Annotated in this window: 12 protein-coding genes and 1 pseudogene; 12 read left to right on the forward strand and 1 reads right to left on the reverse strand. The window is 45.5% G+C overall.

All coding sequences use genetic code 11. The features are described from left to right. Positions 1-42: 42 nt before the first annotated feature. The 12 genes and pseudogenes from ACTWJ7_RS07480 (at position 43) to ACTWJ7_RS07535 (ending at position 14,151) form a co-directional block, all read left to right on the forward strand. Complete coding sequence (locus ACTWJ7_RS07480) at positions 43-555, forward strand: DUF948 domain-containing protein (protein ID WP_024631367.1); 513 nt, start codon at positions 43-45, stop codon at positions 553-555. Positions 556-620: 65 nt separating this feature from the next. After that, entirely contained in the window at positions 621-1,154 is a 534-nt protein-coding gene (locus ACTWJ7_RS07485; RefSeq protein WP_079350063.1) for a hypothetical protein, read from the forward strand. A 93-nt stretch (positions 1,155-1,247) separates the two neighbouring features. Further along, positions 1,248-1,592 (forward strand): general stress protein, encoded by a 345-nt coding sequence (locus tag ACTWJ7_RS07490; RefSeq protein WP_301879813.1) that lies wholly within the window; start codon positions 1,248-1,250, stop codon positions 1,590-1,592. Between the two features lie 389 nt (positions 1,593-1,981). Then, positions 1,982-3,151 carry a PP2C family protein-serine/threonine phosphatase gene (locus ACTWJ7_RS07495; RefSeq protein ID WP_024631364.1) on the forward strand — a complete coding sequence of 390 codons (1,170 nt, stop codon included), beginning with the start codon at positions 1,982-1,984 and terminating at the stop codon, positions 3,149-3,151. Beyond that, a pseudogene (locus ACTWJ7_RS07500) lies at positions 3,148-6,867 on the forward strand (response regulator). The gene ACTWJ7_RS07495 and the pseudogene ACTWJ7_RS07500 overlap by 4 nt, the downstream one beginning before the upstream one ends. Positions 6,868-6,938: 71 nt before the next feature. Beyond that, positions 6,939-7,811, forward strand: a complete 873-nt coding sequence (locus ACTWJ7_RS07505; protein WP_301248852.1) for a CheR family methyltransferase — start codon at positions 6,939-6,941, stop codon at positions 7,809-7,811. A gap of 16 nt (positions 7,812-7,827) precedes the next feature. Continuing rightward, entirely contained in the window at positions 7,828-9,501 is a 1,674-nt protein-coding gene (locus ACTWJ7_RS07510) for a response regulator (RefSeq protein WP_079350059.1), read from the forward strand. A gap of 86 nt (positions 9,502-9,587) precedes the next feature. After that, positions 9,588-9,926, forward strand: a complete 339-nt coding sequence (locus tag ACTWJ7_RS07515) for an STAS domain-containing protein (protein WP_063566600.1) — start codon at positions 9,588-9,590, stop codon at positions 9,924-9,926. A gap of 18 nt (positions 9,927-9,944) precedes the next feature. Continuing rightward, positions 9,945-10,397 (forward strand): anti-sigma B factor RsbW, encoded by a 453-nt coding sequence (gene rsbW, locus ACTWJ7_RS07520; RefSeq protein WP_062325833.1) that lies wholly within the window; start codon positions 9,945-9,947, stop codon positions 10,395-10,397. Continuing rightward, complete coding sequence (locus ACTWJ7_RS07525; protein WP_024631358.1) at positions 10,394-11,167, forward strand: sigma-70 family RNA polymerase sigma factor; 774 nt, start codon at positions 10,394-10,396, stop codon at positions 11,165-11,167. Before rsbW ends, ACTWJ7_RS07525 begins: the two co-directional genes overlap by 4 nt. A 614-nt stretch (positions 11,168-11,781) precedes the next feature. Further along, complete coding sequence (gene ltrA / locus ACTWJ7_RS07530) at positions 11,782-13,074, forward strand: group II intron reverse transcriptase/maturase (protein ID WP_301882399.1); 1,293 nt, start codon at positions 11,782-11,784, stop codon at positions 13,072-13,074. Positions 13,075-13,221: 147 nt separating this feature from the next. Beyond that, complete coding sequence (locus ACTWJ7_RS07535; protein ID WP_443145257.1) at positions 13,222-14,151, forward strand: magnesium transporter CorA family protein; 930 nt, start codon at positions 13,222-13,224, stop codon at positions 14,149-14,151. A gap of 122 nt (positions 14,152-14,273) precedes the next feature. On the opposite strand, the gene ACTWJ7_RS07540 is transcribed toward ACTWJ7_RS07535, so the two are convergent. After that, positions 14,274-14,639 (reverse strand): DUF5665 domain-containing protein, encoded by a 366-nt coding sequence (locus ACTWJ7_RS07540; protein WP_024631356.1) that lies wholly within the window; start codon positions 14,637-14,639, stop codon positions 14,274-14,276. Positions 14,640-14,672: the final 33 nt, after the last annotated feature.

Here is a 14,672-nt window from a genome sequence, read left to right on the forward strand (position 1 = left end):
GCAATAACTAAACCGATTTATACTGGAAAGTGAGGTTCTTTTATGATCTATCAAATTAGTGTGGCTTTAATTGCAATTGCATTTGCAGTACTTGTATTCTTTTTAATTCGTACCTTGAAGTCCGCTCAGGGTTCACTCGACAATGTGTCACAGACACTGCAGGAAGTTCAAAAGACGATTGATGAGCTTAGTTATGAAGTAAAACAGACGGTAAGGCATGCCAATGATATTACAGTTGATGTGCAGCACAAAATGAAACAAATTGATCCTGTTATGGAATCTGTACAAAATTTGGGAGAAGTACTGAACGAAGTGACGGAAGCTGCTAAGCAGGTATCATCCACGCTGATGGCCAAGTTTCAGACGAAACGCAGCAGCAGTGAACAGAGCAAACGATCAGAAGTAGCAAATGTAGTACAGACGCCGCCTGCTACATCGACAGATCGGACACTGCAATCCTATGAAGCTACATATCATGAAGATGCCAAGGGCGCAAAAAGCTGGCTGAAATATGTGGATGTAGCCGCTAATGTATGGCAACGTATGCGGAAATAGCATGACCGTTTTGTAATCAAAGAAGTCTTCAGAGCGGTGATGAACCTGAAGAAAGGGTGAGAATCATGATGAAACTACTGCTTGTTATGTTTAGCGTAATTTCTCCCTTTTCCGTTCAACCGGCAGCGGTACCCGCTGCTCATGATATGCAATGGACGGTAGCGAAAGAGGAGACACCAGAAATAGTTCTGGCTGCTGATCGTTCCGGAACTGTCCAGCATTTTCGGACTCTGAATGACATTTCTCTGGATGACAGCATCGATGATATTTTAGCCAATAAAGGTCAACCGGTTCATAAGGAACATGATCCCTATCTGGGTTGTCCGGAGTATGAATTCAAAGATGTAACCGTTGGGCTCTGCGAAGATACAGGAGTGGTCAATTATGTGCATATTGATGCTTACGAGAAACGTCTGAAGCTTAATCAGGAGTGGATTGATATGGATATTGAGGACATTCGGGATGCTTTGGGCAAGCCGTATTATGTAGCAGAGGATGGAGAAGTATTCCTTCGGGGAAGTCAGGCGCTGAAAGTGTATATGAAGCCAGGCTCCAATCAGATTGAAGGAATAGATCTCTTTGATGAATCAGTTTCCTAGGAGTGGTTAATCCAGAAACGTTTCAGTCCCATACCATATGGTTATATATTAAGTAGCTCGATAAAGAAGATCAATCAGAGGAGAGTGGAAACGATGAATTCAACCAATGCGCAAGCTTATGCAAAAGTGGTAGAAAACGGAGTCCAAGCGGTAGAAGCGGTGAAAGAATTGCAGATTACCGGATACCTTGCTGATCATATCTTCGTTCTGGCCCATGAAAAGGATCGTACAGATCGGATTGCCGATACGGCCGACGCCAAAGAGATTGGTATTAAGGAAGAAGGCTTATTTGATTCCATGGCGAATCTGTTCCGCTCCCGTGGCGATGAACTCCGGGCCAAAATTGTTTCGATGGGCTTCACCGAAGCTGAGGCAGATTTTTATGAGAGTGAACTCGATAAAGGCAAAGTGCTTGTGATTGCCAAAAAGAAAGAATAGCATAGCCGATACAAACGTAAGCTGGAGCCTTCTGACAAGGGACAAGCTTCAGAATCGAGTATTTTGTTTGAATCAAAGAAGTTTTACAGTTGATGATGCAGAATGCTTAACCAAAAACATAGATAAGGAATGGGGATATCCCCATTCCTTATCTATGTTTTTGCAAGTTTGGAAGCGGGATCAGAACGCAGCAAAAACAGGGTGACAAGCGGGGGAATTCTCCTACGATGGTGCCATTTACTGATAGAAGTTTTTTGATAATACGATTATAGTTAGACTAGGAATTATTATGTCTACCGCTGTCTTGAATGCGAAATTTGTATAATTAAGGTTGTTAGCGGACCTGATAAGAATCGACAAACCCGGACGCCACAGATAAGGAGATAGAAATGAGAATACTTATTGTTGACGACAATCCGACGAATGTCATTATCATTCGAGAAATTCTGAAAAAAGAAAACTATCGTGACATTGTAACGGCAAGTTCTGCCATGGAAATGTTTGAAGTTCTAGGGATTGGGGAGGAAAACAATGAACTTCGTCCCAAACCGTCGGATATTGACCTGATTTTGCTAGATATGATGATGCCGGAGATGGATGGAATCGAAGCATGCAGCATTGTGCAGAAATTTGAGAATCTCAAGGACATACCTATTATTATGGTTACTGCAATCGGAGATTCCAAGAAATTGGCCGAGGCGCTGGATGCAGGGGCATCCGATTACGTGACCAAACCAATCAATAAAGTGGAACTGATGGCCAGAATCCGTCTTGCGCTTCGTCTGAAGCAAGAGAAGGACTGGCATAAAGAGCGGGATCAGCGGATTCAGGATGAGCTGAAACTTGCGGCGATGGTACAGAATGCCGTGTTAAGCCCTGCTATTGAAGATCCGCTATTTCACGTTAATGCCATTTACAAACCTTCGTTTGAACTCGCGGGTGATCTTTACTCTTGGTATCCGCTTGGTGAAGGCAGATATGGAGTTCTGCTGCTGGATATGATGGGGCATGGAATATCTTCATCACTATTTACGATGTTTATTGCTTCCGTGCTGAAAGACACCGTTACAACGTATGTAGACCCGGAGAAGGTCATTCAGGAGCTGAATCGTCGCTTTAATCAGCTGCATCTGGAAAAGCAGCTGGTGCAGTACTATTTTACAGCGATCTATCTGGTCGTAGATACCCGAATGAAGCGGATTGACTACGTGAATGCAGGTCATCCACCAGCACTCTTTTTCCGTCATGATGGAAGTGTGACCACGTTTGACAGCGTCTGCTGTCCTGTCGGTTTGTTCGACAAGATGGATATTGAACCACAGACGATTCACTATGAAGGTGACGGGCACATTGCGCTGTATACGGATGGATTAACCGAAGCCGTTCAGGGCGACCAGGAAATGCAGCAGGCATTTCTGAAGGAACAACTGGCGGGCTCCCACCAATGGGATGAAGCGGCCATGCAGGCATTATTCTTCGATGATGAAATTCCGCAAGAGCGGGATGATGATAAATGTTTGGTCTGGATTACCTTAAATAAAGGGGGCGAAGCTGAATGAAAATCAGAAATAAACTGCTGATCGGCTTTACCGCTCTGATGGCCATCTTGATCGTGCTTACGTTTGTGAGCTACGAACGGCTGAACAGCAGCAATAAACAGGTTGACCAAATGTATCAGGAGCGATATTTAAAGGTCAGATACACCTCATCCGTACGTGGAGAGGTTAATGATATCGCGAAAGTGCTGGCTAACTTGTTGCTTAACCCGAATAACTCAACCGGCACTGCAGAAAATGAGCTTAAGGAAATGCAGGAACGGGGAGAAGGTTACCTTAAGGAAGTTCGTGAACGGGCTGACAGTGCGTCGGAGCATCAACTGGTTGACCGTGTGAATGTGGCTTGGAATTCTTATAATTCTTATGCTGGCAGACAGGTCAGCTTGATGTCTCAAGGACGTGCGGAAGATGGTAACAACTACAGGAATTCAACGGGTCTTGCTGTGCAAAAGGAAGCTGTGGACAGTCTAAATGCACTTTCCCGTTTCCAGGATCAGGAGATTGATAGCGAAATTAAGGCTGCTAATGCAGCATATACACGGGCAGTTCAGATTACAGTAGGCATCATGATTGCGGGGCTACTGCTTGCTCTCGGGGTTATTATGTGGGTACTGCCTAGTATTACGCGTGGTCTGAATACGGTGTCGATGATGATTACCAGTTTTGGTAAAGGTCGCTATCGAACTATTCGTCGTATACAGGTGAAGTCCACCGACGAGATTGGGCAGATTGCCAGTGTGTTCAAGGATGTCTCCAATGATTTGGAAGAGAAACTGGAAGTTGAGAAAGCTTATTTACAAGCACAGCAAGATCAGAACTGGATGAGTTCCAACATAGCCAGAGTTCCGGAATTGCTGCGAGGTATTGGCTCCATTCGCCAGATCTCACAGATGTTTATCAGTGAATTTACGCCTGTACTTGGAGCTCAACTGGGCGTCGTATATCTGATCGATGAAGAGAAGCATCCGGACGAACTGAGACGTTATGGTGCTTATGCGTTTGAAGAGAATGAAGATGTTGGCAAAGAGGTTTACCGTATCGGAGAGGGATTAATTGGACAAGCCGCATTGGATATGACTCCAATAATCATGGAAAAAACTCCGGAGGATTATGTGAACATTGGATCAGCAACGGGATCATCGCGTGCTTCGGGTGTGATGATCTATCCTGTCGTATTTGAAGATGAACTGATTGGTGTGGTCGAGACTAGCTTCGTTTGAAGGGTTCACGAATCTGCATACACAGCTGTTCTCGCAGCTGATTATGAATCTGGGCGTCATTCTTAACAACGTTCGCCGCCGTTTGCGGGTGGAGGAACTGCTTCGCGAATCCCAGGCGCTTACGGAGGAATTACAGGTTCAATCTGAAGAACTTCAGACCCAGCAGGAAGAACTGCGTCGTTCCAATGAAAATCTGGAAGAGCAGACGGGGGCCCTTAAACGTTCGGAAGAGCTTCTTCAGCGTCAACAGGAAGAATTGGAGCACTTCAATACCGAACTGATTGCCAAGACACGAGCATTGGAAGAACAAGTTCGTGAAGTGGAAGAGAAGAACGACGAGATTGAGAAAACGAAAACACAGCTGGAACAGCAAGCCATGCAATTGTCGATGACGAGCAAGTACAAATCCGAATTTTTGGCAAATATGTCGCATGAACTTCGTACGCCACTTAACAGTCTTTTGATTCTGTCCCAATTGTTATCGGAGAACAAGGATGGAAATCTGAGTGTTAAACAGCAGGAATATGCTCAAACGATCTATATGTCGGGTGCAGATCTGCTGAAAATGATTGATGAAATTTTGGATCTGTCCAAGGTGGATGCGGGCAAAATGGACATCAACTATGAGACGGTTCGCATGGAAGAACTGACCAGCTTTGTTCAACAGAATTTCGGCCCCATGGCGAACAAAAAGAACTCGGCCTGAACATTGAGTTCGACAGCAATTTGCCGGAATGGGTATATACCGACAGCCATCGCGTGAAGCAGATTTTGCGGAATCTGTTGTCGAATGCGTTCAAATTTACCAACCGGGGATCGGTAAGCCTGATTGGACGGAAGATGAAAATGGAAGAGCTTCCTGGATACTTGAATACGAATCAGGAATATGTAGGCTTTACCGTGAAGGATACCGGAATCGGAATTCCTTCGGACAAAACGGATTTGATCTTTGAAGCATTCCAGCAGGTGGATGGTACAACGAGCCGCAAATATGGAGGAACGGGCCTTGGACTGTCCATCAGTCGCGAACTTGCTCGCCTGCTTGGTGGCGCCATTCAGGTCGAATCAGCCGAAGGTGTGGGCAGCAGCTTTACTCTGTACCTGCCGGATAATCACGAAGAAGAGATTCAGGTGGACGAAGCTATGACAGAAGCTGCTGCTTCTTCTGAGATCGAACAGTCTGCAAGAGAGACGTGGACGATGCGTTCAGGCAGACAGAAGGTCCTTACATCGGATCCGGATAGTAATTCGTTTATGAAAATGCCTCAACCCGACTCACCTGTACTTGCCCAGCTGGAAGATGATCAGAAGAACCTGATGGAAGGCGACAAGATTCTCCTTATCATTGAGGATGATGTGAATTTTGCGCATATTTTGATGGATATGGCGAGAGGCAGAGGATTTAAGGCGATTGTGGCGCTTCAGGGAGACAAAGGACTCGAAATGGCCCGTCAATATTTGCCGGATGCGATAATCCTTGATATTCAGTTGCCTGTCATGGATGGCTGGGCAATTCTGGGCGAACTGAAAAGCAGCTCCGCGACACGTCATATCCCGGTACATGTGATTTCGGTAATCGATGATATGAAACAAGGTTTGATGATGGGAGCCATTGCTTATCTGAAAAAACCTTCCAGTAAAGATTCGCTGGATAAAGCTTTCTCGCATATCGAATCCTATACAGAGAATCAATTGAAACGTCTGTTGATTGTGGAAGATGATGAAATACAGCGGAAAGCAATCATTGAACTGATCGGCCACGATGATGTTGCAATTACGGCAGTGTCCACCGGCAGTGAGGCCTTGAATGAATTGCACAGTCAACGCTATGACTGTATGGTACTGGACTTGATGCTGACAGATATGACCGGATTTGAATTGCTTGATCAGATTCGGGACGATCAATATTTGAATGATCTGCCGATCATTATTTATACAGGCAAAGAACTGGACAGTAAAGAAGAGATGAAGCTTCGCAAATATGCGGAGTCCATTATCATCAAGGACGTGAAATCACCTGAACGTCTGCTCGATGAGACGACCTTGTTCCTGCACCGGGTAGAAGCCAACCTGCCGGAAGACAAACGTCGAATTCTGCAGAAACTGCATAACAAGGAAACCTTGTTTGAAGGTAAGAAAATATTGCTTGTGGATGATGACATCCGTAATGTATTTGCCCTTTCAAGTGTGCTCGAAGGTTATCGGATGGATGTGACATTTGCAGAGAACGGCCGTGAAGCTCTGGAGATTCTGGATAAGAACCCGGAAATCGATCTGGTGTTAATGGACATGATGATGCCGGAAATGGATGGTTATGAGGCCATGACGCGGATCAGACAAATACCAAGATTCGAAAAATTGCCAATTATCGCCTTAACCGCAAAAGCGATGAAAGATGATCGTGGCAAGTGTATTGAGGCTGGAGCATCCGATTATGTGAAAAAACCGATCCAAACGGATCAATTGTTATCCTTAATGCGGGTATGGCTGTATTCGTAACCCAATAGTTTGGGTAATGAAAGACAATACATCTAATACGCAAGTAACAAATGAAGAAGTGGAGAGAAAATATGACACCGTGGAAACCTACCGAGGCGGAGGCAGAATCGATCCGCATACCGCAAGATGAAGAGCGTGAGCTGATCGAGATCGAGTTGCTGTTGGAAGGTATGCACCGTTTATATGGATATGATTTTAGAAACTATGCGTTGCCTTCATTAAAGCGCAGAATCTGGCATTATGCACATGCCGAAGGCGTTAAGACCATTTCCGGGTTACAAGAACGGGTGCTGCATGACCGTTCTGCGTTTGATCGTTTTGTACAGAACTTGTCCATTCCCGTGACGGAAATGTTTCGTGATCCTACGCTTTTCCGAATGTTTCGCGAACAGATTATTCCGATCTTAAGAACATATCCGTATATCCGAATATGGCATGCCGGCTGTTCCACAGGAGAAGAAGTCTATTCCATGGCGATTATGCTGCACGAGGAAGGACTGTATGACAAGGCAAGAATATATGCGACAGATATGAATGATCGCTCTTTGCAGCAGGCCAAGGAAGGCGTATATGGCATCGAGAAAATGAAACTATACACTACAAATTACCTTGAAGCCGGGGGCACCCGTGCATTCTCAGAGTATTACACAGCCAAATATAATTCTGTTATTTTTCATCCTTATTTACGCAAAAATATTATTTTTGCCGAGCATAATCTGGCAACAGACCGTTCATTTAACGAGTTTAATGTGATCTTTTGCCGCAATGTCATGATTTATTTCAATGATGAACTGCGGAACCATGTGCACGGACTTTTTCATGAAAGTTTGAGCCACTTTGGCATCCTTGTTCTGGGTTCTAAAGAATCAATACATTTTACGGAATTCAGCGATGCCTACGAGCCGTTAGACCGGACGGAAAAAATATACCGGAAGATTAAATAGGGGGTTAGGCTTAGTCATGGGGCTCAATGAACCAATCCACATATTATTGGTAGATGACCGCCCCGAGAACCTGCTCGCTCTCGAAGCGGTTCTGGAATCGGAACAGTACAAGCTCGTCAAGGCAACCTCCGGGGAAGAGGCGCTCCGCTGTTTGCTGAAAGACGAATTTGCGGTCATTGTGCTTGATGTGCAGATGCCTGGGATGGACGGAATTGAGACAGCAAAATTAATCAAGGCGCGTGACAAGTCCAAGGACGTGCCGATCATTTTCATCTCTGCCAATAGCAGAGAGGCAGAGCACTTATTTGCAGGTTATTCCGCGGGGGCCATTGATTATATGGTCAAACCGTTTATTCCTCAGATTTTGAAGTCCAAGATCGAGGGCTTTGTGGAAATGTTTATCACGAATAAACGTTTGAAAACACAGACCATGCTTCTGCACCAGAAGACGCAGGAACTGGAGAAGATGAATCAGCAGCTCATTCAGGCCAAAGAGGAAGCGGAAATCGCTGCAAACGCGAAGACCGAGTTCCTTGCCATGATGAGTCATGAGATTCGCACACCCATGAATGGCGTTATCGGTATGGTTGATCTGTTGATGGAAACGGAGCTGAAGGAAGATCAGAAGGAATACGTGGATATTGTACGTCGTAGTGCGGATGCACTTGTTACGGTGATTAACGATATTCTTGATTTTACCAAGATGGAATCCGGAAAAATGGAACTGGAAGAGCATCCGTTTGAACTTGTTTCCTGTATTCGTGAAGTACTGAAACTGTTTGCGGCAGAAGCCGGCAAAAAGAATATTGAGCTGGAATATTTCCTGGAAGATTCGGTACCTCAATTGATCTATGGAGATATGGCAAGGCTGCGTCAGGTTTTGTTGAATTTGATTGCGAATGCCATCAAGTTCACGGACCATGGCGGTGTGTATCTGATCGTATCCGTTAATGAAGAAAAGGACGGGCGAATGACGCTGGAGTTTGCTGTAAAAGATACCGGAATAGGTATAGCTCTAGACAAAGTCGACCGCCTGTTCCAGCCGTTTTCCCAACTGGATACATCCATGACGCGCAAGTATGGAGGAACCGGTCTGGGGTTGGCTATATGCAAAACGCTTGTTGAAATGATGGGTGGACAGATATATCTGGATACGACGGAGATGCGTGGAGCAACGTTTGTATTTACCATTCAGGCGCAGCGTTATGTCGAAACTGAGCTCACGAATGGTATGGGGGAAGATCAGCATACGGATATTAAAAATTATGAAATGCATCCAAGCGTATTAATCGTCGATGATCACCCCATTAATCAGAAACTAATGTCCATCATGCTGAGCAAGCTTGGACTCATTGCAGATATCGCCGAGGATGGCAAGAAGGCACTGGATATGGTGTTGGCGAATCGCAACTATGATTATATATTTATGGATTTACAAATGCCTGTGATGGATGGATTGGAGTGTACTCGCCGAATTCGTGAGAGCCTGCCTCAAGACCAGCAGCCGGTTATTGTAGCGATGACCGCTAATGTCATGGATGGTATTCAGCAGCGATGTTCCACTGTAGGTATGGACGATTACATCAGCAAACCTGTGAAAATGGGCAATGTGAAACAGAAGTTGTCCCGATTTCAGGAAGAAAGGCGATTGTTCAAATCCAAAACATCGGCCATAAATCAGGCCAATTGAAATATTTGCTAATTCGATTACTGTTTCATATGTGCTGTAGATGGGTTATTAGGTAAAGAAACCATTGATCAGGAGAGAGATGTCTAATGAATACAAACAAAAATGAAAAATTCAATGCAAGAACAGAAACACTTGATGGTGTGTGCACGGTGTATCTGACTGGCGAACTGGATTTGTCAGTTGCTCCTGAATTCCGTTTGGTGATGGAGCCACTCGTGGACAATAAGGAACAAGATTTGATTATTAACATGCAGGATCTGAAGTACATCGATAGTACAGGGATTGGTATCCTGTTATCTGTTCTGAAAGCACGGCATGGAATGGAAGCTCGCTTTGAAGTACAGGAAGTTCCTGCGCAAATTCAGAAACTTTTTGATATGACGGGTATTGCCAAATTCTTTGTCTCACAGAAGAATTCCCAATAGGAAAGGATCGAAAAAGGAATGAATGCAGAAGTTCAAAGAGTCACCCTTAATTTACCGGCGACAGCTGATTACGTTGATATTGTAAGACTCAATCTATATGGTGTTGCGTCCAAAATGGGATTTTCTTATGAGGACATTGAGGATATGAAGGTTGCTGTATCCGAGGCCTGTAATAACTCAGTATTGTATGCTTACTCACACGAAGGCGGCATGGTAGAGGTTGTGTTCGAAGTGGATAGTGACACGCTAGCCATTACCGTCAAAGATGAAGGTGCCAGCTTCGAGAACATTAACCCGGCGGTATCCCGCGCAGGCCTTCATGACAAAGAACTGTCTGATGCCCAAATCGGTGGACTTGGATTTTACCTGATGCAAGCTCTGATGGATGATGTCAGTGTGGAAAGTGAGACGGGCAAAGGTACGAAAGTAGTACTCGTAAAACGTCTTGCAAGAAGTGAGGAGAAAGTATGAATGAAAAAGTGACTCCCCCAGAGTCCATGTCTGAAGCTATAGGTTTGATCTGGGAATACCAGCAGACCCAGGATAACGAAATTGCAACAGTTCTTATCCGCAAATATGAACCGATGGTGAAAATGGCAGCAGGTAAAATTGCGCGGAACCGACCCGATCTATATGAAGATTTGTATCAGACCGGGCAGATGGCTCTAATTCGTTTGCTTAAGCAATACGATATCAATCTGGGTATTCCGTTTGAACCTTATGCCATGAAGAGTATGATTGGTCATATGAAAAATTATTTAAGGGACAAGTCATGGTATATTCAGGTGCCCCGCAGAATTAAGGAAAAGGGAGCACTTGTCCAGCACGCGATTGATGAATTGACAGTGAAGCTGGAGCGTTCACCAGGTGTGAACGAGATTGCAGAATACCTGGATTTAACCCCTGAGGAAACCATCGAAGTCTTGGCTGGTCGGGAATGTTACCACTATGTGTCACTGGATTCTCCGCTTTCACAGGATGAGAGTGCAGCCACATTGGGCGAACTGATCAGTTCAGATGTAAATGACTTCGATTCGGTCGAGAAGCGGATGGACTTGCAGCAGGCATTGGGACAGTTGAAGGAACAGGAACAAAAGGTGCTTATTTTGGCATTTCAGGATGGTCAGTCGCAGCGGGCAATTGCTCAGAAACTGGGAGTATCCCAAATGAGTGTATCCCGTATCCAGAAGCGAGCCACTGAGAAATTAAAACAGATTATGTCGAACGCCTCTTTATTATGAGATGCAGATCGGTGATGATATTGAGCACGGCATAAAGAAGGACACGTGATTCCAATGGAATGCATACGTGTCCTTTTTTGGGATGCGTGCCCAGAGGCACGCATGATCTTGTTGGTGAAAGTCCAACCCAAGGAGGGGCCAAGCCACCTTGGTAGCTAGGATGCTTGCATATGGCGAAATCCGTGTGCAAAAGCGCATCGACAAAAGTACCTGTCAGAGACAGGGCGAGCAACAAGCCAGGCCGCAACATAAAGTGAATCCTGCCGCGTCGTCAAAAAGGCCCTGCAAGGGGAAAAGAAGGTGTCGAGTCTCGATCACATAGACGAAGGCCAAGGAAGCTGTGTAGAACTTGGAACAACAGTGAAGAACCTTCCGGCGTAGAGGGAGTGGCATGGCTTGAAAGATCATGCAGTGAACTGGGGAGACCCTCCCCCACTCGGATTTTTTTTTTTAGGAATTCGTAAAGAGACACTCTATAAGTCCAAAAGACGAAGTGAAACGTCTGTGGGAAGGGAGTCCGAGGGGCTCATAGTACCGAAGAACCCAAGGACAACATAACCTTGGGGAGGGAAGGAGCCCTGCGTTGTTTATGCTTTTGGAGGAGGTACGAGTGAGTGAATGCCAATCGGCTAACAACACCAAAGGAAAAAGTTCAACAACTCCAAGATAAGCTAGGTCATGTGGCCAAGGAGAACAGCAAGCGTAAATTCCATGCCTTGTACGACAAAGTCTACCGGTGGGATGTCTTGTACGAAGCCTGGAGACGAGTGAAAGCGAACAAGGGAGCGGCAGGTGTAGATGCCATAACGCTGGCAGATGTGGAGGAACAAGGAGAAATGAACTTCCTCAAGGACTGCGAACGAGCGTTGAAAGAAGGCAACTACCATCCGCAGCCTGTACGGCGGCACTATATCCCAAAGAAAGATGGGAAGCAAAGACCGCTGGGCATACCCACCGTGCGCGACCGAGTCATACAGATGGCAACGAAACTCGTGATTGAACCCATCTTTGAAGCGGATTTTGAGGACGTATCCTTTGGATTTCGCCCGAAACGAAGTGCGAAAGGAGCGCTGGAACGAATTCGGAAAGCTTGCAACCGCAAAGGGAATTGGGTAGTCGACGTCGATATCCAAGGTTACTTCGATAACATTAATCAAGAGAAGCTGATGAAATTGGTGCAGATGCGCATCAACGACAGGCGGATACTGAAATTAATACGGAAGTGGCTTCAGGCGGGAGTGATGGAAGAAGGAAACGTAAGGCGCTCCGATTTAGGAACGCCGCAAGGTGGTGTGATCTCACCGCTTCTGGCGAATATCTATCTGAACTATTTTGACCGACTATGGGAGAAACATGGAAGAGGTCTGGGAGAACTGACAAGGTATGCAGACGACTTTGTAGTAATCTGTAAAACCAAAAAGGACGCCGAGCATGCGTATGAACTCATAGGCAAAATTATGGAACGTCTGGAGCTAACCCTGCACCCGACCAAAACTCGCATTGTAGGTCTATGGACAGGAGACGAGGGATTCGACTTCTTAGGAATGCACCACCGAAAAACGAAAGCAGAAACTTCGCAAGGGAAGGTATATTATACCACGCAGCAATGGCTAACCAAAAAGGCGGAAGAACGTATTCGTGGAGTCGTTAAAGAGCGACTGTCTCCACCGAGTATGCGATCCAGATCGTTCGCGGAACATGTGAAATGGCTCAATCCGAAGATTCAAGGGTGGAGAAATTATTACTACACGAACTACAGCCAAAAGAGACTAGCTAAGCTGGACTGGTATATTTTGCAACGGTTAACACGGTGGTACGCGAAGAAGAGACAACGCAGAAAATGGATGGGTTCAGTATCTGAGGTTAAATATATCGCCGGCCAATATGGACTAAAAACGCTGTTGTAATTTGCATGCCCATGAATGACGAACATCGGAAAGCCGTATGAGGGAAAACCTCACGTACGGTTTGATGAGGAGGGGCTGGGTTTTGCCCAGCCTTTTACTCTAGCAATGATTTCTCAATGAACAGTATGAATGCAGGAGTGGATGTTAGTGATTGTGGATAAAGTCAAACTGGAAGCGCGTCGGGACAAGGCTACCTATTCAGACCATTGGGAATGGTGGGACTGGGTGGCACCGGATGAGGAAAGTATGGCAGAAGCCTTGGAGGAACTAACGAGCGAATTTCCAGAAATGCAGTACTGGCTTCGCAAAATACCGGCGGTAGAGTCCAATTACCTCTCTGTCCGCTTCATGAACGGCACGGAGCCCGTCATATTCGGGTCATTATTATATGCGGTCAAGAATGAAAGAGACGATCAACGTAAAGATAATCAGATGTTTTTCTATGTGGATCAAGAAAGACTGGTTACCTTGAATGTAGATGACAATACCAGAGGGATTATGAATACAGGTGAACGTGCAGCCATGTTGCAACAATGCAATGAAGCCCGGGACGGCATGTTTGTGCTGTTTCGAGCCATCTTGCATTATTACCATGTGGGCATGGATCAATTTGAGATGAACCTGCGTGATTTGGAGCGGACGATGGAATCCCGCAATGCACGAACGCTGATGGATCAGATTCTTGCTGCCCGATTTGAGTTGCTATATTGGAGTAACCTGTTCATCCCGTATTCCGAATTGATGGCCGCCGCCAGGGAGGCTTATCTGGACGAGCTGAAGGAGAACCGATTTTTTCAGCAGCTCCAGCACCGGATCGAACGCATGGAGCGTTTGTTCAAACATTATGAGAAAGAGATCGATACGCTGATTTCCATTGATAATGCGATTTCAGGGGTGCGTGGCAATGAGATCATGAAGACATTGACCCTCGTTACCTCGGTATTCACGCCCGCAACGGCTGCTGGAGCCATATGGGGAATGAACTTTGAGAATCTGCCTTGGATCGACAAAACCTGGGGGTTGTACTTGTCCTTGTACTTATCATCATTAGCATGGTCGGCATGTATGTATGGATGATGATGAAAGGCTGGACAGGGGATCTGCTCAAAGTAAAGTCCTCCCAGCCGTCAGTTAAGGAAACAGAGAAACGTGGCATTGGTAAACGAAGGCATTGACTTGGGAAGCATCACATGCTTCCTTTATTTTTTATAATCTTCAATGTATCCCAATAAGTCAGCAATGTATTGTCCTACAATCGGCATATTCACGAATTGACTAAGAATAAAGGCGAGCAGACCAAGAACAACAAAGGTCCCTACGGTCAAACCCAAACCACGTGCCATACCGGCTGTAAAATTGGTAATGATGCGTTTTTTGGGACTGCTGTAATTTTCGATAATATCCTTGATTTGAGATTTTTCCAGACTGTCAGCAATTTGATCCAGCCTTGTGTTCAGACGTTTTACCTCATGACGCAATTCAAAAGGGTGCTCACTGGTATCATACTGTTGTGCGGGTTTTCCTCCGGTAATGGGCGTATTGCCGTTCATTGTGACTTTACTCATGTTCTTCCTCCTTTAATCTCGCGGTGTGGATAA

Source organism: Paenibacillus sp. 1A_MP2, from assembly GCF_052244825.1.
GTDB classification, from domain to species: Bacteria; Bacillota; Bacilli; order Paenibacillales; family Paenibacillaceae; genus Paenibacillus; species Paenibacillus vandeheii.

Coding starts and splice junctions, on each gene's coding strand:
- ACTWJ7_RS07480 (WP_024631367.1), top strand. CDS start 43: ATGATCTATCAAATTAGTGTGGCTTTAATTGCAATTGCATTTGCAGTA.
- ACTWJ7_RS07485 (WP_079350063.1), top strand. CDS start 621: ATGATGAAACTACTGCTTGTTATGTTTAGCGTAATTTCTCCCTTTTCC.
- ACTWJ7_RS07490 (WP_301879813.1), top strand. CDS start 1,248: ATGAATTCAACCAATGCGCAAGCTTATGCAAAAGTGGTAGAAAACGGA.
- ACTWJ7_RS07495 (WP_024631364.1), top strand. CDS start 1,982: ATGAGAATACTTATTGTTGACGACAATCCGACGAATGTCATTATCATT.
- ACTWJ7_RS07505 (WP_301248852.1), top strand. CDS start 6,939: ATGACACCGTGGAAACCTACCGAGGCGGAGGCAGAATCGATCCGCATA.
- ACTWJ7_RS07510 (WP_079350059.1), top strand. CDS start 7,828: ATGGGGCTCAATGAACCAATCCACATATTATTGGTAGATGACCGCCCC.
- ACTWJ7_RS07515 (WP_063566600.1), top strand. CDS start 9,588: ATGAATACAAACAAAAATGAAAAATTCAATGCAAGAACAGAAACACTT.
- rsbW (WP_062325833.1), top strand. CDS start 9,945: ATGAATGCAGAAGTTCAAAGAGTCACCCTTAATTTACCGGCGACAGCT.
- ACTWJ7_RS07525 (WP_024631358.1), top strand. CDS start 10,394: ATGAATGAAAAAGTGACTCCCCCAGAGTCCATGTCTGAAGCTATAGGT.
- ACTWJ7_RS07540 (WP_024631356.1), bottom strand. CDS start 14,639: ATGAGTAAAGTCACAATGAACGGCAATACGCCCATTACCGGAGGAAAA.